This is a genomic window from Herbaspirillum sp. RTI4 (genome assembly GCF_034313965.1).
Taxonomy (GTDB): domain Bacteria; phylum Pseudomonadota; class Gammaproteobacteria; order Burkholderiales; family Burkholderiaceae_D; genus Herbaspirillum.
In genome coordinates, this window is sequence record NZ_JAVIWQ010000002.1 from 3163359 (window position 1) to 3181663 (window position 18305).

13 protein-coding genes are annotated in these 18305 nt (G+C 57.7%); 6 read left to right on the top strand and 7 right to left on the bottom strand.

From position 1 onward, the window contains the following. Positions 1 to 228 precede the first annotated feature (228 nt). Positions 229 to 1920, top strand: coding sequence for a methyl-accepting chemotaxis protein (locus tag RGU70_RS14170; RefSeq protein ID WP_322210047.1), 1692 nt, complete (start codon positions 229 to 231; stop codon positions 1918 to 1920). 181 nt (positions 1921 to 2101) lie between these two features. Beyond that, positions 2102 to 2950, top strand: coding sequence for an oxidoreductase (locus RGU70_RS14175; RefSeq protein ID WP_322210806.1), 849 nt, complete (start codon positions 2102 to 2104; stop codon positions 2948 to 2950). Positions 2951 to 3052: 102 nt separating this feature from the next. Here RGU70_RS14175 and RGU70_RS14180 read toward each other — a convergent pair whose 3' ends face one another. Continuing rightward, a complete protein-coding gene (locus RGU70_RS14180) occupies positions 3053 to 5128 on the bottom strand; it encodes an NAD(+) synthase (RefSeq protein ID WP_322210048.1) in 2076 nt (691 codons plus the stop codon). Between the two features lie 267 nt (positions 5129 to 5395). On the opposite strand from RGU70_RS14180, the gene RGU70_RS14185 reads away from it, so the two are divergent. Continuing rightward, the gene (locus RGU70_RS14185; protein ID WP_322210807.1) at positions 5396 to 6544 is read left to right on the top strand and encodes a GNAT family N-acetyltransferase; all 1149 of its coding nucleotides are present in this window, start codon (positions 5396 to 5398) and stop codon (positions 6542 to 6544) included. 57 nt (positions 6545 to 6601) lie between these two features. Here RGU70_RS14185 and ppa read toward each other — a convergent pair whose 3' ends face one another. The 5 genes from ppa to hemC form a co-directional block, all read right to left on the bottom strand. Then, positions 6602 to 7138, bottom strand: a complete 537-nt coding sequence (ppa, locus tag RGU70_RS14190) for an inorganic diphosphatase (protein WP_322210049.1) — start codon at positions 7136 to 7138, stop codon at positions 6602 to 6604. Between the two features lie 126 nt (positions 7139 to 7264). Further along, positions 7265 to 8464 carry a heme biosynthesis protein HemY gene (locus tag RGU70_RS14195; RefSeq protein WP_322210050.1) on the bottom strand — a complete coding sequence of 400 codons (1200 nt, stop codon included), beginning with the start codon at positions 8462 to 8464 and terminating at the stop codon, positions 7265 to 7267. Position 8465: 1 nt separating this feature from the next. Beyond that, the gene (locus tag RGU70_RS14200) at positions 8466 to 9644 is read right to left on the bottom strand and encodes a uroporphyrinogen-III C-methyltransferase (RefSeq protein ID WP_322210051.1); all 1179 of its coding nucleotides are present in this window, start codon (positions 9642 to 9644) and stop codon (positions 8466 to 8468) included. Beyond that, positions 9637 to 10503, bottom strand: a complete 867-nt coding sequence (locus tag RGU70_RS14205; RefSeq protein WP_322210052.1) for a uroporphyrinogen-III synthase — start codon at positions 10501 to 10503, stop codon at positions 9637 to 9639. Before RGU70_RS14205 ends, RGU70_RS14200 begins: the two co-directional genes overlap by 8 nt. Further along, on the bottom strand, positions 10460 to 11434 hold the full coding sequence (hemC, locus tag RGU70_RS14210; RefSeq protein WP_416186569.1) for a hydroxymethylbilane synthase: 975 nt from the start codon (positions 11432 to 11434) through the stop codon (positions 10460 to 10462). Before hemC ends, RGU70_RS14205 begins: the two co-directional genes overlap by 44 nt. Positions 11435 to 11657: 223 nt before the next feature. On the opposite strand from hemC, the gene ppc reads away from it, so the two are divergent. Together ppc and RGU70_RS14220 are read left to right on the top strand one after the other, a co-directional pair. After that, positions 11658 to 14516 (top strand): phosphoenolpyruvate carboxylase, encoded by a 2859-nt coding sequence (gene ppc, locus RGU70_RS14215; RefSeq protein ID WP_322210054.1) that lies wholly within the window; start codon positions 11658 to 11660, stop codon positions 14514 to 14516. Between the two features lie 36 nt (positions 14517 to 14552). Beyond that, positions 14553 to 15440 carry a dienelactone hydrolase family protein gene (locus RGU70_RS14220; protein WP_322210055.1) on the top strand — a complete coding sequence of 296 codons (888 nt, stop codon included), beginning with the start codon at positions 14553 to 14555 and terminating at the stop codon, positions 15438 to 15440. A 130-nt stretch (positions 15441 to 15570) separates the two neighbouring features. Here the strand turns inward: RGU70_RS14220 and RGU70_RS14225 are convergent, their stop codons facing one another. Then, positions 15571 to 16398, bottom strand: a complete 828-nt coding sequence (locus tag RGU70_RS14225; RefSeq protein ID WP_322210056.1) for an HDOD domain-containing protein — start codon at positions 16396 to 16398, stop codon at positions 15571 to 15573. Positions 16399 to 16835: 437 nt separating this feature from the next. On the opposite strand from RGU70_RS14225, the gene argH reads away from it, so the two are divergent. Continuing rightward, positions 16836 to 18242, top strand: a complete 1407-nt coding sequence (gene argH / locus RGU70_RS14230; protein WP_322210057.1) for an argininosuccinate lyase — start codon at positions 16836 to 16838, stop codon at positions 18240 to 18242. Positions 18243 to 18305: the final 63 nt, after the last annotated feature.

The window sequence follows — 18305 nt, forward strand, 5'->3', positions numbered from 1 at the left end:
AATTCATAAAATACATTAATAGTTAATTAAAAATGGTAGCCTGTATCTTTTCCAATAAAAAAATTGGATCGAGACTAAAAATCGTTAGCGGCATTAGTTGCATTAGTCAATTTAATGCACTGATCTCTCGCAACACCGGCTTGATTGCCATCCCAAAAGCGGGATCTTGCCTTTGCAAGGATGGAAAACGCTTCCCTTCAAAACACCACCAGAAACTGAAGGAATAAAATGCGCCTGAACACGCCCATCACGCAGAACGAATATCTGCTCAGCGACACCCACACCATTGTGTCGACTACTGATTTGCAAGGAAACATTACCTATGCAAATGCTTACTTCGTTGAAGTCAGTGGATTTACACGCCAGGAATTAATAGGCGCACCGCAAAACATCCTGCGTCACCCCGATATGCCGGTAGAAGCGTTCGCAGATTTTTGGGCGACCATCAAAAATGGGCAGTCCTGGACCGGCATGGTAAAAAACCGCTGCAAAAATGGCGACTATTACTGGGTGCTGGCCAATGTGACGCCCGTGATCGAAAACGGAAGTCCTGTCGGCTATATGTCCGTGCGCACCAAACCGAGCCGTGAGCAAGTCGATGCAGCAAGCAAGCTCTACCGCGAGATCAAAGAAGGCAATCCCAACAAAATCGCTATCCGGCAAGGTGTTGGCGTACGCACAGGTCTGTTGGCCAGACTCGCCTCGCTCAAAGATATTTCGCTGGAGCAGCGCGTAGGCTGGAACCTGAGCTTTCTGATTGCGGCACTGCTGCTGCTGACGCTGGAAAACATTCAGCCTGACAGCCTGTCTCAAATTTTCGGACAAAGCGCGCTGTCTATCCTCTCCGGGGTTGCGGTCATCAGCGCCCTGTATTTCTGGTACACGCTCTACACCAAACTCATTACTCCGCTCAAGGGTGCGATATCAGCCAGTCAGACCATGGCCGGCGGCGACCTGACGCAAGATATTGTGGTCGGCAGCAATGACGACATGGGCAAATTATTCGCTTCATTGCGTCAGTTGCGGGTCAACCTGCATTCGGTCATTGGCGACATTCGCAGCAATTTCAGCCAGATCCAGATCGCCACCGGCGAGATTGCCACCGGCAATATGGACCTCTCAGGCAGAACCGAATCACAGGCATCTGCACTGGAAGAAACCGCATCGAGCATGGAAGAACTGGCCTCTACCGTGCAGCAAAATACGCACAACGCAGCGGAAGCCAACAAGATGGCAGGCGGCGCATCCGTGGTCGCGGGCAAGGGCGGCGAGATCGTCGCCAGCGTCGTGACGACCATGAGCGAAATCAGCGTCTACTCCAAAAAAATCGTGGAAATCATCAGCCTGATTGATGGCATCGCCTTCCAGACCAATATTTTGGCGCTCAATGCCGCGGTCGAAGCCGCACGCGCAGGAGAACAAGGCCGCGGCTTTGCCGTGGTGGCGTCGGAAGTCAGAAGTCTGGCGCAACGCAGCGCAGCGGCGGCAAATGATATTAAAAAACTGATTTCCGCTTCGGTAGAAAAAGTCGGTGAAGGCATGACGCTGGCTGAAAACGCGGGTGTGACCATGCAGGAAATCATCCAATCGGTGCAAGGCGTGAGCAGCATCATGAATGACATCGCCGCTGCCTCACAAGAACAGAGCATGGGCATTTCGCAGGTCAACGACGCCGTTACGCAGATGGACGACGTGACGCAGCAAAATGCTGCGCTGGTGGAACAAGCTGCCGCTGCGGCAGGCACCTTGCTGGAAAAAACCGAAGAAGTGGTGGATGCGCTGACCGTGTTCAAGTTAGCTCATCAACAGGCAAAAACAGCGCCACTCTCACCCGGAAAAACAAAATCCTCTCCCCGCTCAGGCACTCCCTCTGAATTGAGGACACTGCATGTCAAGGAACATGCGATGGTGGAATATTAAGAACGGCTGAACTTAAGAACGGCTGAACAAGTGAGACGAGCGGTCGATTCCTCGCGTCGCTGACGCCTCGCCAGGCTTCCTGTCATAGACATTTCGCTGCCTGCCAACCGACATTGCTGCGATGCCGTATAGTTGGTTCACTTGCAACGCTAATGTCGAAAGGCTTCAAATGACGTCAAAAATCTCCGCATCAGATACCCCCGTTTGGTTCATCACAGGTTGTTCAACCGGCTTCGGTCGTGAATTGGCTTTACAGGTTATTGCACGCGGATGGCGCGTGGTGGTGACCGCACGCGATCAGGCTCGCGTCGCTGATTTGGCTTCAGGCACGGATGGTCGTGCTTTGGCGCTCGCGCTGGATGTGACCGATTCGGCGCAGATCAAAGCCGCAGTGAAAGCTGCGCAAGATCATTTTGGCGCGATTGACGTACTGGTCAATAACGCCGGCTATGGCTATCTCTCCTCGGTTGAGGAAGGCGAGGAAGCAGAAATTCGCGCGCAGTTCGATGCCAATGTATTCGGCTTGTTTGACATGACCCGCGCCGTTCTGCCCGGCATGCGGGCGCGGCATAAAGGTCATATTCTGAATATCACTTCCGTGGCCGGCAAAGTCGGCTTTCCCGGCTCCGGTTACTACGCTGCCAGCAAGCATGCGGTCGAAGGTTTCTCAGATGCTTTGTCGGCAGAGGTAGCTCCGCTCGGCATTCACGTCACCTGTATTGAGCCAGGGCCATTCCGCACCGATTGGGCCGGTCGTTCTTTAAAACAGACAACCAGTTTGATCGCCGATTACGCTGAAACTGCGGGTGCGCGGCTGAAGGGCACCGCCGCTTACAGTGGCAAGCAACCCGGTGATCCACAACGCGCAGCGGCAGCGATGATTCTGGTCACGGAAACAAAAAACCCACCGCATCATTTGGTACTCGGCGCCTTTGGCGTGGATGCGGTCAGCAAGAAACTCAAAACCGGTCTGGAACAAATCGAAGCGTGGCGCGATGTCAGCCTCGGGGCTGATTTTCCTAAGGAATAAGCAGGCAGGCAGCTCCGGGGACAACGTAGAAACAGGCCCCAAAAAACGAAGCCCCATCACCGTTCGGTGGCGGGGCTTTTTGCCGATCAGAACTCGGACTGCTTATTCTTCCGGTATTTGCTGCAGATTACTGAGCCACACCACGGCTTCCGAATCGCTGGGTGCGCGCCAGTCCCCGCGCGGAGACAACGATCCGCCGGAACCCACTTTCGGTGAATTCGGCACGCAGCTGCGTTTGAACTGGCTGGTGCGGAAAAAGCGATCGACGAAGATGCCGAGGTTAGTCTTGATCTGTTTGAGCGTGTATTGATTGCGCAATACGTGCAGCCCTTCCGGCCACGCGCCCTGCTCACTGTCGTGCCAGGCACTATGCGCGAGGAAGGCGACTTTCTTCGGCGTGAAACCGAAGCGCAGCAGGTAATACAGATTGAAATCCTGCAACTCGTAAGGCCCGATCACGCTTTCAGTGATTTGCGCCGGTGCGGCGTCCGATGCGCCATCCGATATTCCAACTAAGGCCCCAGGCACCAGCTCGGGGCTGATAGGCGTATCCAGCACGGCCAGCAGCACCTCGGAACCCGCTCCCGGCAATTGACCGGTTTCCGCCACCCAGCGCACCAGATGCGTAATCAGGGTCTTGGGGACGCTGGCGTTGACGTTGTAATGCGACATGTGGTCGCCCACGCCATAGGTACACCAACCCAGCGCGAGTTCGCTCAGGTCGCCGGTGCCGATGACAATGCCGTGGTGAAAATTGGCATAACGGAACAGATGATTAGTCCGTTCGCCCGCCTGCACATTTTCAAACGTCACATCGAATTGCAAAACACCGTCCGCATAAGGATGGCCGAGATCTTTCAGCATTTGCTCGCAGCTGGGACGGATATCAATTTCGGAAGCGGTGCAACCGACCGCGGCCATCAACTGCCGCGCTTGCATCAAGGTACGGTCACTGGTGGCAAAACCGGGCATGGTAATGGCCAGGATATTCGTTCGTGGCAGATGCAGCCGGTCCATCGCTTTGGCGCAGACCAGTAGCGCATGGGTGGAATCGAGACCACCCGACACGCCGATAACTACCTTGGAAATGCCGCTCGACGAAAGTCGCTGCACCAGCGCCTGCACCTGAATCTGATACACCTCATCGCAACGCTGATCGCGCAGGAGCGCATTCGACGGGACATAGGGAAAGCGCTCCACCGTGCGATTCAGCCGCAGGGGCTTGTCGGTCGGCAGAGTCAGCGTAAATTGCACGGTTCTGAATGCCGACACTTCCTCCCGGTGCCGGCGCGTCGATTGTCCGAACGAGGTCTGACGCATGCGCTCGCGCGACAGGCGTTCCAGATCGACATCGGCAGAAATGAGGCTGGCAACATCAGAAAACCGCTCCGATTGCGCCAGTAGTTCGCCGTTTTCATAAATCATGGCCTGTCCATCCCAGGCCATGTCAGTAGTGGACTCGCCTTGGCCGGCGGAGGTGTACAAGTAAGCCGAGAGGCAGCGTGCCGACTGCTGGGAGATCAATTGATGGCGATAACCGGCCTTGCCGACCGTCGCATTCGACGCCGACAGATTGACCAGCACCGTCGCCCCTGCCAGCGCGGCGAAAGAAGACGGGGGAATCGGCACCCAGACGTCTTCGCAGATTTCCACATGAAATTTCAGCAGCGGCAGATTCTCGGCCTCAAACAGCAAACCGGCGCCGAAGGGAACGGTCTGGCCCAGCAAGCGGATTTCCGACGATACGGCCTCATCGGCCGGACTGAATTGGCGCGCTTCGTAAAATTCGCCGTAGTTGGGCAAATAACTTTTGGGGACGACGCCGAGAATGCGCCCGCCGCAAATGACTACCGCGCAATTGAACAGCTGGTGATCGACCTTGAGCGGTACGCCCACAATAAGGACGATAGGCAGCGACTGCGAAGCGTCCACGATGGTCCCCAGCGCCGTTTCGCTGGCATCGAGCAGCGTGCGCTGATGGAACAAATCCTCACAGGTATACGCCGAGAGACCCAATTCGGGAAAGGCAATCAGCGCCGCGCCTTGCTGCGCCGCTTGTTGCGCCAGGGCAATGGTTGCGCTGGCGTTATACGCAGGATCAGCGACACGGCAAGGCGGCACACCCACGCTGAGCCGGGCGAAATCATGCGAATACAAATTAAAAAAAGAGTGCGGCATACGGAATGGAATCCTCGATGGATAAGATGGAAGCGCTGCAAGAAGTGCCGCAAATAAGGCTGAGCGTCCAATCATAGCAGCTGAAATAGTCCTTGCACGGCATCAATCCGCGCCAGTCGGTATCATGCTGTTGCACCACTCCCCTGCTTGCAGGGAAAGGCCAACCGTGGCGAGCTGTGGCGACCTGAATGGAATGATGCCTTGAACAAAAACGCACTACCTGAAAACGATGCCGGCGAGAACGACGAAGACGCGCGTCCTTCGGCCATCCCCGGCGCGAATTATCGCACGCGCATTATTTCTTCCCTGGCCGAAGTCGGTGCATCCGCCTGGGACGGTTTGCTGGCCGCGCAGGGGGAGAATAATCCTTTCCTGTCGTATGCCTTTCTGCACGCGTTGCATGAAAGCGGGTCGGCGTCACCCGCTAGCGGCTGGCAGCCGCAATACATGACCCTATGGCGCGATGAGGAACTGCAAGCGGCGCTGCCGCTGTACGTCAAGGCGCATTCCTATGGCGAATATGTATTCGACTGGGCCTGGGCCGAGGCCTATGAACGCAATGGCCTGTCCTACTATCCGAAACTGTTGTCGGCAATTCCCTTCACTCCGGTGAGCGGCTCCCGTCTGCTGGCGCGCAACGCCGAGGCGCAAACCGCACTGATCGCGGCGCTACAGAACGTGCAGCGCAATCCGGGTATCTCGTCGACCCACATCCTCTACCCGCCGCAAGCCGAGGCCGAAGCACTGCAATCCGCCGGATTTTTATTACGCAGCGGCGTGCAATTCCACTGGCGCAACGAGGGCTATCGCCATTTCGACGATTTTCTGGCGACACTGGAGCGCAAGAAAAGCAAAAACATCCGCGCCGAACGGCGCAAGGTACTCGATGCCGGCGTGCGCTTGCGGCAGGTACGCGGCGCGGACGCCAGCGAAGCCGACTGGGCTTTTTTCAACCGCTGCTACCAGCATACTTACGTCGACCACCATTCCAGCCCTTATCTGAATCTGGATTTTTTCCTGCGCATCGGCGCTGCCATGCCGCAGCATCTGCTGCTGGTCTTTGCCGAACGCGACGGCCAGCCTATCGGCGCATCGTTGCTGGTGTACACGGATACCACACTGTATGGCCGCTACTGGGGGGCGCTGGAGCATGTGCCCTGCCTGCATTTTGAAACCGCCTATTACCAGCCGCTGGAATTCTGCATCGCCAATCAGATCGCCAGTTTTGAAGGCGGCGCGCAGGGCGAGCACAAGATGGCGCGCGGCTTTCTGCCGCAAAAAACCTGGTCGGCGCACTGGCTGGCGCAACCGTCTTTTGCCAATGCGGTGCAGGATTTTCTGGAACGCGAAGCGGGCGGCATCGAACATTACATCGATGAATTGAACGAGCGCACACCGTTCCGCGCAGGTAAATAAAGGACATAAAAAAACGCACCAGCCGGAGCGGGTGCGTTTTTTCTGTGCGGGAGAAGCTTACAGCGTCTTGTTGTAGGCTTCGACGCCGGCAACCATTTCCGCCTTGGCCGACTCCAGGCCTTCCCAGCCCTGAATCTTGACCCATTTGCCTTTTTCCAGATCTTTGTAATGCTCAAAGAAATGCTGGATCTGACGCAGGATCAGTTCATTGATGTCTTCCGGCTTCTGCCAGTGCGAGTAAATCGACAGTACTTTATCGACTGGGACAGCCAGCACCTTGGCGTCGATACCGGATTCGTCCGTCATTTTCAACACGCCGATAGCGCGGCAGCGCACGACGACGCCGGGGAACAACGGGAACGGTGTGATCACCAGCACATCGACCGGGTCGCCATCTTCCGACAGCGTTTGCGGAATGTAGCCGTAGTTGCACGGATAGTGCATCGCCGTGCCCATGAAGCGGTCAACGAAAATCGCGCCGGTGTCCTTGTCGACTTCATACTTGATCGGATCAGCGTTCATCGGAATTTCGATGATCACGTTGAAGTCATTATTTGGTAAATCGCGACCGGCGGGGACGTTTTTCAAACTCATGGCGGGTTCTCGTTAAGGTAAAAAAAGAGCGGGGAAATAAGACGCGGCATTATAACTTGCAGACCGATTACCAGCCCGGCCCGGAAAGGAAGACGCCCCTTATCGAGGGGGCGTTGAAGGACGGGCTTATTTGGTCACCGTTGCCACGGCGCATTGCTTGTAATGCGCGCTGGCTTTTTCTGGTTGATCCAGCGCCTCATGCAGTTGAGCCAGTCGCAAGTGAATTTCGCTGATGGTACGCGGATGGTGCGCATCCGACAGTGCCTGCTCCAGATAGCGTTGCGCCTTGCCCCACAATTTTTGGTGCAGGCAAAACACACCGAGAGTCAGCGCCAGCTCCGCATCGATCGGATGCTTTTTCTGCCACTGCTCACAATATTCGATCTGGCTTAGCAAGGCGGTGGAACCGGTTTCGGCCGGCATCTCACGGTAGGCCCGGATCAGGCGCGAGTCCCAATCGGCAGCCAGAGCGCGTTCCAGCAAGCCGCGTGCTTTGTCATGCAGCCCGCGTTCATTGAATGCGCTCGCGCCACGGATAGCCACATAAGGCTTCAGGCGGTCAGGGTGCGGAACGGACGCCCACAAGCGCTGGATAGACTCGTCATCATGCGAGCGATCCGCCAGCAAGGTGTCGTAAGCCAGTTCGCGCAGACGGCTCGACAGCGCCGGATGCAGCGCCTTGCGCTTGTCCAGGGTTTGCACCAGTCGCAACACTTCAGGCCAGTTCTTGGCTTGCTGATTGGCCTTCAGCGCCCAAAGCAGCGCCTGGATGTGCCGTGTCCCGTTGGCACTTAGCTCTTCAAGCGTCTCCAATGCCCGCTTGAACTTGTGATCATCCACTTGCAGCTCAAGCATCGTCATCAGCCGCGCTGTTTTCATCGTTGGATCGGCTTCGATGCTGGCCAGCCAGACATCGCTGCGCTCACCCTCACGCAGACGATGTGCGGCACGAGCAGCAATCAGCGAGGCGATGCCGACATTGTCGGCAAATTCGGCGGCCCGCGAAGCGGCTTTTTCAGCATGTCCAAAGCGCCCTTCAAACAGTGCCTTGAGCGCGTCGCGCAGAGCTTGATTGCTCTCGTTCTCGCGTTTCTGACGACGGTAAGTCATCACCCGGCCCGGCAATTTTTGCGTCATACGCACTGCCCGCACAAAGACGTACAGCAGCGCAAACAAACCGAGCACCAGCAGCATGAAAAAATTCAAGGACAGATCGACCCGGTACGGCGGGTAAAAGAACACGACGTTGCCGGGATTGAAACGCGCCAGCATGGCCAGGCCGATGGCGGACGCAAACAGGGTAAGCAACCAGAGAAGTAAGCGCATGTCAGCGACGCGCCTTGTAATTGCGCACGGCATTGAGACTATCGCTCAAGGTCGGCATTTGAATCGAGAGGTTGCTGCTCTGCACTTGCTTGAGCAGCGCCAGCGTGGTCTGGGTCTGACGAGCGCGGGTGTCGAAATATTTCCCGATGTTGTCAGCGGCCGCAGATAAATCGCCGCGGAAGGCAAAATCATTGCGCGACAACAGCGCCAGACGGGCGTTGAGCAAACGCAGCTTGAGGTTTTCGCGGACATAAAAAGCCTGGGTCGGCGACATCAGCAAGGCATCAGGGGCATCGACGCGGCGCACCCGGATCAGCTGCCCGACATCGGCCCATAATTCTGCACTCAGGCTTTGCCACTTATCCTGCAACGATACTTGCCAATCGGAGCGTAATTCGCTGGCGACTGGTGCATCGCTCTTGGCAACGGCACTGCGGTTGCGGCCAGCGCTGCCTGGCAAGGCGCGCAAGGGGGTTTTCGGCTGGTCGGGAATAACTACCGGCTTTTCATCCGACAGCAAAGGCATGTTGTCGATCTGTCCGATGATGCTGTCGAGACGCACGGCGATGCCGGCGATATCGAGTGTCGGCAAGGCGCGCAGACGGTCGAGGTCACGCGCAATAGCGCCGCGGATAGTGATGAATTGAGGTTTATCAGAACGCGCCAGAGTGCGGTCGGCGTTTTGCAGTGCAATGATGGCACCCGACACGTTGCCGGCCAATTGCAATTGCTGACCGGCCGTGGAAAGGACTTCCTCGATTTCGGACAAGGCCCATTCGTCGCGATTCTTGGACATGTCCTGATACAGCTGTTCCAGCGCCAGTTGCTGGCTTTGCGATTCAACCTGCTTGCTTTCCAGCACACTCACCTTGGCCAGCAATTCCTTGCTGCTCTCCTGGGCCTGCTTAGCAATACTGCCGAAATCAGCCACACTGCTATCGCCGCTTTGCAGGCGACGCGCTACTTCGCCGCGCAGGTTGCTGATTTCGCGATGCGAGAACCACCACTGCGCAGCTGCGGCTACGATCAGCAACAGCAACAATACATAGATCGGCCTTAGCCGTTTTTTGATTCCGCCGTCGAACGGTATCGAGGAAGCCGCCGCAATAGCAGAGGACGGGGAGGAAACGCGCGGGCTAGTGGCACCGCCGTTATCTGGGGATGGGGGCAATTCATTCATAGACGGATTGTAACGCGGCCAGCAGACGTTCGTCCCCTGATCCTGTGAGCCTTACTTTTAGAAATCCCAGCGCATGCGCTGTTTCAGCGATACGCTGGTGCGAAACCAGCAGCATTTTCCGTTGTAATTTAACAACATTTTCCGCATCCCCCAGCGTGCCTGCCAGCGCCAGCAAATGACGCAACGCCTCCGAACTGGTCACGACCCAGCAACTATCGCGAGCCAGCAAGCCGCGCAAACGGGATGCGGTGGAAGCATCCAGCGGCATTGTCAGACGGCGGTAGGCGCTGATGTGATCCACCTCGATGCCCTGAGCGCGCAAAGCCTGCGTCAAAAAATCACGGCCATGTTCTCCACGCACAATCAGCACACGGCGACCGTTCAGTGCCACCAGATCGAGGGACTTGAATAATTCTTCGGAATCGCTTTTTCCCTCGTCCGGCGGACTAAAAATGCGGGTGTTGCCGATATGGACGCCATGCCGGGCAAGAGTGGCACGACTACCCTCACCCACAATTCCAATAGCAACATCCGACGGCCATCCCGGCAGCACCTGAAACGCCGCCTCCACCGCATTCGGGCTGACAAACACGACCAGCGCGTAGTCCGCCACACCAGCCAGCACAGCGCGCAAGGCATCGGGATCGCTTGCAGGAAGAATATGCAACAAGGGGAACAGGACCGGCGCATAGCCGGCCAGTCTGACCTGTTCAGCAAACGCCTCCGCTTGCGCCAGCGGCCGGGTCACGACCACCGGCCTCAGCGGCAAGCGTTCATCGCCTATATCGGAGTGCGTCACGATGGACGCGCTTGCTTCACAGCGGTTCAGCGCGGCAAGCCGCCAAAATAGCTTCGGCATCCTGCGCTTGCAGGGAAGCGATCGCCTCGGTGGCCACTATTTGCGGGGCATCGGCCGGGCCGGAGACATCGGCGGCGGCAATCCGCAGCCCGTCGGGCGTGGCGACCAGTGCGCGCAAGCGCATGACCTCCCCCTCAATCGTGGCATAGGCCGCCAGCGGTATCTGGCAACTGCCGCCAAATACCCGCGACACGGTGCGCTCGGCATCGACTGTGAGCGCAGTTGCGTGATGGTTGAGCGGTGCCAGCATCTGCGCCAGATCATGCCGTCCGGCGGGAATTTCGATCGCCATCGCGCCTTGTCCCGGTGCGGGCAGATGATGTTCCGGGGCCAGGAATGCGCGTATCCGTTGCGGCACACCCAGACGGATCAGTCCGGCCGCCGCAAGGATGATGGCGGCGTAGTCGCCCTGATCCAGCTTGCGCAGGCGCGTATCGAGATTGCCGCGCAGCGCGTGAATTTTCAAGTGCGGATGGCGCGCCGCAATCAGCGCCTGACGGCGCAGGCTGCTGGTGCCGACCACCGCGCCGGGCGGCAACTCTTCCAGCGAGGAGTAATGAGTGGACACGAAAGCATCGCGCGGATCTTCGCGCTCCAGAACCGCCGCCAGCGAAAATCCGTCCGGCACATCCATCGGCATATCTTTCAGCGAATGCACTGCCAGATCGGCGCGACCTTCGGCCATCGCCACTTCCAGCTCCTTGATGAACAAACCCTTGCCGCCGACTTGCGCCAGGCTGCGGTCGAGAATCTGATCGCCACGCGTGGTCATTCCGAGAATGTCGATGCGGCACTGCGGATATAATGCAGCGAGTCGGGCCTGCACATGTTCGGCCTGCCACATGGCGAGTCGGCTTTCACGAGAAGCAATGACCAAGCGGGAAGGAAACGGTAATTTCAAAACGGACTCTTTCGATATGCGGCGCAGCATCTGCACCGAAAAAAATGAAACGACAAGAAGCTCCGTAGTAATGCCACTGCCATCATGCGATCGCACTGCGCATGCATGCAACAGAGAATTTCTACAGAGAACTTCTACAGAGAACTTCAACAGAGACACTATGTAATGCGGCAAATTTTAGCATGGGGTCTGCACCTGCCTGATGCCCCGCATCTCCCATTGAACCCGCTGCACTCCTTGACCTTGATCTGACATGCCGACCAAACCAGCCGCCCCCCGCACCACACGTAAAGCAATCCCACCACGTACTGCCAGCACCGCCGTCAAACCGGCCAGCGCCAAAGATGCGCCGCTGAAAGAAGATATCCGGCTGCTGGGACGTCTGCTAGGGGAAGTCTTGCGTGAACAGGAAGGCGACGCCGTCTTTGAAGTGGTCGAAACGATACGCCAGACCGCCGTCCGTTTCCGCCGCGATGCCGATGCCCAGGCCGCCGCCGAGCTGGACAAGCTGCTCAAAAAACTCACGCGCGACCAGACCAATTCGGTGGTGCGCGCGTTTTCCTATTTTTCGCACCTGGCCAATATTGCCGAAGATCAGCACCGCAACCGCCGCCGCCGCGCCCATCTGCTGGCCGGCTCGGCCTCGCAACCGGGCAGCGTCGCGTTCGCGCTGGCGCGACTGGACGATGCCGGCGTCGGTGGCAATGCCGTACGCGCATTTTTGAGCGAATCGCTGATTTCCCCTGTGCTGACCGCCCACCCGACCGAAGTGCAACGCAAGAGCATCCTCGACGCCGAAAGCGAAATCGCCCGCCTGCTGGCCCTGCGCGATCAGCCGCTAACGGCCAAGGAATTGCGCGACAACACCGAACTGCTGCGCGCTCGCATCGCGACGCTGTGGCAGACCCGCATGCTGCGCTATAGCAAGCTGACGGTGGCCGATGAGATCGACAATGCGCTGTCGTATTACCGCATCACCTTCCTGCGCGAACTGCCGGCGCTGTACGACGATATCGAAAACGAAATCGCCGCCCAGTTTCCGCGCGCGCGTCAACGCGAAGCCAAGCAATTGCCTCCGTTCCTGCAAATGGGTAGCTGGATAGGCGGCGACCGTGACGGCAACCCCAACGTCAACGCCGGCACCATGCAGCACGCACTGAAACAGCAATCGACCACCATCTTCGATTTCTATCTGGATGAAGTCCATGCGCTGGGCGCGGAACTCTCGATTTCCTTGCTGATGGTCGATGCCAGCGATGCACTCAAGGCACTGGCGGCAGCCTCACCCGATCGCTCCGACCACCGCGCCGACGAACCCTACCGGCGCGTGCTGATCGGCGTCTATGCCCGTCTGGCAGCCACCGCCCGCACACTGGGCGTAGTCAATATCCTGCGCCACGAAGTGGGTGTTGCCGACGGCTATGCCTCTCCCGCCGAATTCAGCGCCGAATTGCAAGTCATCGTCGATTCGCTGCTGGCGCATCATGGCGCGGCGCTGGTCAAACCGCGTCTGGCAGTACTCAAGCGCGCCGTCGAGATTTTCGGGTTCCATCTGGCCACACTGGACATGCGACAAACCTCGGATGTGCATGAACAGGTTCTGACCGAGCTGTTCGCCTCGGCGCAGGTGGAAGCCAATTACGCGGCGCTGACGGAAGAACGCAAAATTGCCTTGCTGCTCACGGAAATTGCCTTGCCGCGCCCGCTTTTCTCACCGTATCTGAGCTACTCCGCACAAACTGATTCGGAACTGGCGATCCTGCGCGCAGCCGGTGAAATCCGCCAACGCTACGGCGCACGCGCCATTCGCAACTACATCATTTCGCATACCGAAACCGTGTCCGATCTGCTGGAAGTGATCCTGCTGCAAAAGGAAACCGGCCTGCTGCACCCGGTCAATGGCCTGGAATTGATGGTCATACCGCTATTCGAAACTATTCCCGACCTGCGCTGCGCCGCCGATATCATGGGCCAGTGGATGGCTCTGCCGCAGGTGGAGCGCCTCATTGCCGCTCAGGGCGGTTTGCAGGAAGTCATGCTGGGGTATTCCGATTCCAACAAGGACGGCGGCTTCCTGACCTCCAACTGGGAGCTGTACAAGGCAGAAAATTTGCTGGTCACCCTGTTTAACCGTATCGGCGTCAAGCTGCGCCTGTTTCACGGCCGGGGCGGCACCGTCGGTCGCGGCGGCGGACCAAGCTATCAGGCCATCCTGTCGCAGCCACCCGGTACCGTCAATGGCCAGATTCGCCTGACCGAGCAGGGCGAAATCATCGCCTCCAAATTTTCCAATCCGGAAATCGGCCGGCGCAATCTGGAACTGCTGGTGGCCGCCACGCTGGAAGCGAGTCTGGTGCCGCCCGCCAGCGATGCCGCCCAGACCCGCAAGCTGGCCGAATTCGAACGCGTTATGGCCGATCTGTCCGACCGCGCCTATCAGGCTTACCGTCATCTGGTGTACGACACCCCGGGCTTCACCGAATATTTTTTCGCCTCAACGCCGATTGCCGAAATTGCCGAACTCAACATCGGTTCGCGCCCGGCCTCGCGCAAATCGACGCGCCGCATCGAAGACCTGCGCGCCATTCCCTGGGGCTTTTCATGGGGCCAATGTCGTTTGCTGCTGCCGGGCTGGTACGGTTTCGGCAGCGCCGTTTCAGAATGGCTGGCCGAAGGTGATGCCAGCAAAAAGAAAATGGCGACCCTGCGCGCCATGTGCAAGGAATGGCCTTTCTTTGCCGCACTGATGTCGAACATGGATATGGTGCTCTCCAAGACCGATCTGGCAGTGGCCTCGCGCTATGCCGGACTGGTCAGCGACCGCAAGTTGCGCAATCTGATCTTCACGCGCATAGTCGACGAACATGAGCGCACCAATGCCTTGCTCAGTGGAATTACCGGGCAGCGCGACCGGCTGGCCAGCAATCCGCTGCTGGCGCGGTCGATCAAGAACCGTTTCGCTTATCTTGATCCGCTCAATCACTTGCAGGTCGAATTGCTCAAGCGCCATCGCGCCGCCTCCGCCGCTGGCCGTACGCTGGAAGAACGGGTAAAACGCGGGATTCATTTGTCGATCAACGGGATTGCGGCCGGTTTGCGCAATACGGGTTAATGCATACCTTAATCCACACCTGACAGGAGGACGAACATGATGCGGCACTGGCTCACAGGATTCAGCTTGCTCTTTCTGGCGTCACAGGGGTTTGCCGCCCCGACGAAGACACCGCGCCTGCGCGCAGAGATCGTTTCCATTCCCAGTGGCAACGAGGCTGGCAGCCGCTCTCTGTCCATTACTGCCTGGTGGATTAAAGCCGATGACAAGGGCAAAGAAAGCCCCACCATCATTGCGCTGCACGGCTGCGGCGGTCTGTACAGCATCATCCGTGGCCCGAAAAGCGAATTCACGCCGCGCTACATCACGATGGCGAAATTGCTGAACCGGGAGGGTTACAACGTCCTGTTCCCGGACAGTTTTACCGCGCGCGGAAAAAGCTCCGTGTGCCGCGACACGCAACGCGAACAACGCGCCGGCAGTCTGGCGCGACGATTCGATGTGCAGGCGGCAATGCGCTGGCTGGCGAAGCAAAAGGAAGTCGATACGTCCCGCATTGCGCTGATCGGCTGGTCGCAAGGGGCCTCGACGGTACTGGCGACCCTCAACGAAGCGGATACCCCCAAAATGGCAGTGCAACCGGCAGCAGCGGTAGCCTTTTATCCCGAATGCCGCGACTATCTCGGCACGAACGCCCCCTACCGTAACGCCGCACCGCTCTTGATTTTAATGGGCGAAGACGACGACTGGACACCGCCGCAGGCCTGCACGAAGCTGGAACAACAACAGTCGGACAAGGGATCAGGAATTACTTTGCATTTATATCCCGATAGTCATCACAACTTCGATGCCCCGGGTTTGCCGATACTGGTACGGATGGATGTGGACGGCGCGAGCAAGGGTGTCACCATGGGCAGCAACACCGATGCCGGTTCGGCCGCGTATAACGATTTACTGGCGTTCCTGAAAGAAAAAATGCGCTGACATCAGCGCATTATCGTCGGACTAAGCAGTAAAACTGAAGCAGCAGAACTGACGCAGCAAAACTAAAGTAACAGAACTGAATGCGGTTCTGCTCCTTAGTCCAGAGCGTGCTCACAACACGCTCTGGCTTCTACTTCAGCATTTCCTCAAGCCCATCGCTCAGTTGCAGCAAGGGCGGCATTTCTTCCAGGATGACATCGGAGTCAATCCCCAAGGCATCCGCGATGGCATAGGGGAAAGTCGATTCCTTCTCTTCGCTGCTGTATTCGTTTTCCTCGGCGCGGGCGCACCATGCCGCCAGATGCACGACGGCAGCGGTGCGATCAAAGGGCTCGACTTCCACCGGATCGGGAAACCCTTTGATTGCCGCCACGAAATCTTCGGGGAAACGCCAGCGGCGTGCCAATTCCGCGCCGACGTCGGCAAACTGATAGCCAAAGGAGGTTTTTTCCACATCCAACCGGCGCGAATCCAGCGGCTTGGCTATTTTGTCGATTTGCAGCATCTGCTCCGGCATCGCCGCGTGCATCACCAATTGGCCAATACCGTGCATCATGCTAACGGTAAATGCAAAGTCAGAATTGCCGCCGGTTTTTTTTGCCAGCCACTTGGCCGCCGCCGCCGAATACAGGCTGTAGCGCCAGAACTGTTTCAGGTCAATGCCGGGCATATTTTTAAAACTACCGCTCAGACCGGCGCTGATGACCAAGGTGCGAACGGTCATGAAACCCAGCATCAGTACCGCATCGTCCACCGTGCCGATACTGCGCGACACATGGTAATAGGACGAATTGGCAAGCCGCAGCAATTTGGCGCTCATCACCTGATCGGCCGCCAGCTTGTGCGCAATTTCCGCGACGCCTACTTTTTCGTTGTTGAAACTTTCGATCACTTCCTGTACCACTTTAGGGATACTTGGCAGTGCATTTTGCTGCGCAAACAAAGTTTCGAAATTCATACCGGTCCTTTTATAAAACTTCATAAAACTTTATAAAACGCCACCCTCCGGGCACTCGTTTAACATCATTGCGGATTGAGTATAGCGCCGCTTAATACGATCACGACAACAAATTAAATTAGAAAAACCAAATAAATCATAATCAAGCACGAAGCAATACTATTAGTGCCGTTAGTAAATAATTTGCAAGTGCGATCAAGTGACAGACAAGGTCCACAAACGCCGCCGGAAGCCCCTCATGCCCCTCTGGAAAAATGCATTCGCGGCATCACCCCGTGTGGGGACGTACATCTTAGGATAAACACATCTCACAAATTAATTACTTACAGGCACTAAATGAACAAGGGAAATCACTAAGCTAAGCAAAACCGCTGCCGGGAGCCGTCTGCCTTGCTATAATCCGAAATTCAGCGGACTTCTCATTACATTCCCCCTCCATGACAGCACAACTTTCGAAAAAAGGCGAGGCGTGGTCAGCTCGCTTTTCCGAACCCGTCTCCGATTTAGTCAAACGCTATACGGCCTCGGTCACTTTTGACAAGCGACTGGCCGAAGTCGACATCGACGGCTCCCTGGCGCACGCCGAGATGCTCGCGCACCGCGACATCATCAGCCGCACCGATCTGGCCGACATCCAGCGCGGCATGGCGCAAATCCGCGAGGAAATCGCCAGCGGCAAGTTCGAGTGGCTGCTCGATCTGGAAGACGTCCACCTCAACATCGAAAAGCGCCTGACCGAACTGGTCGGCGACGCCGGCAAACGCCTGCATACCGGCCGTTCCCGCAACGATCAGGTCGCTACCGACATCCGCCTCTATTTGCGCGGTGCCATCGACGACATCCTCGGCCTGCTGCGCGATCTGCGTCTGGCCCTGCTGGATCTGGCCGAACAGCACAGCGACACCATCCTGCCCGGCTTCACCCACATGCAGGTCGCGCAACCGATCACTTTCGGCCACCACATCCTGGCCTACGTCGAAATGTTCAGCCGCGACGCCGAACGCATGGTCGACACCCGCAAGCGCGTCAACCGCCTGCCGCTGGGCGCTGCCGCACTGGCCGGCACTACCTTCCCTATCGACCGCCTGCGCGTTGCCGCCACACTGGGTTTCGACGAAGTCTGCCGCAACTCGCTGGACGCCGTTTCCGACCGCGATTTCGCCATCGAATTCTGCGCCGCTGCCGCATTGGTCATGGTGCATGTCTCGCGCATGTCGGAAGAACTGGTGATCTGGATGAGCCCGCGCATCGGCTTCATCGACATCGCCGACCGCTTCTGCACCGGCTCCTCGATCATGCCGCAAAAGAAAAATCCCGACGTGCCGGAACTGGCACGCGGCAAGACCGGGCGCGTCAACGGCCATCTGGTCGCGCTGCTGACCCTGATGAAAGGCCAGCCGCTGGCCTACAACAAGGACAATCAGGAAGATAAAGAACCGCTGTTCGACACGGTCGATACGCTGACCGATACGCTACGCATTTTTGCCGACATGGCACGCGGCATCACGGTCAAGCCGGAAGCAATGCGGGCCGCCGCGCTGCAAGGCTATGCCACTGCCACCGATCTGGCCGACTATCTGGTCAAGAAGGGTCTGCCGTTCCGCGATGCGCATGAAGCCGTGGCTCGCGCCGTACGCGCCTGCGTCGACCGCGGTTGCGACCTGTCCGACCTGACGCTGGAACAGTTGCAAATGTTCTCGCACCTGATCGAAGGCGATATTTTCGCCGTGCTGACACTGGAAGGCTCCGTGGCAGCACGCGACCATATTGGCGGCACGGCACCGAATCAGGTCCGTCTCGCCATTAAAGAAATGCGCAGTCGCCTGACGCCGACCTCCGCATAGAAACCGAAGCGCTCATCCCGCCCTCATCCACCCTCAGTCGTTTGAAGACGGAATGAGGGCTCA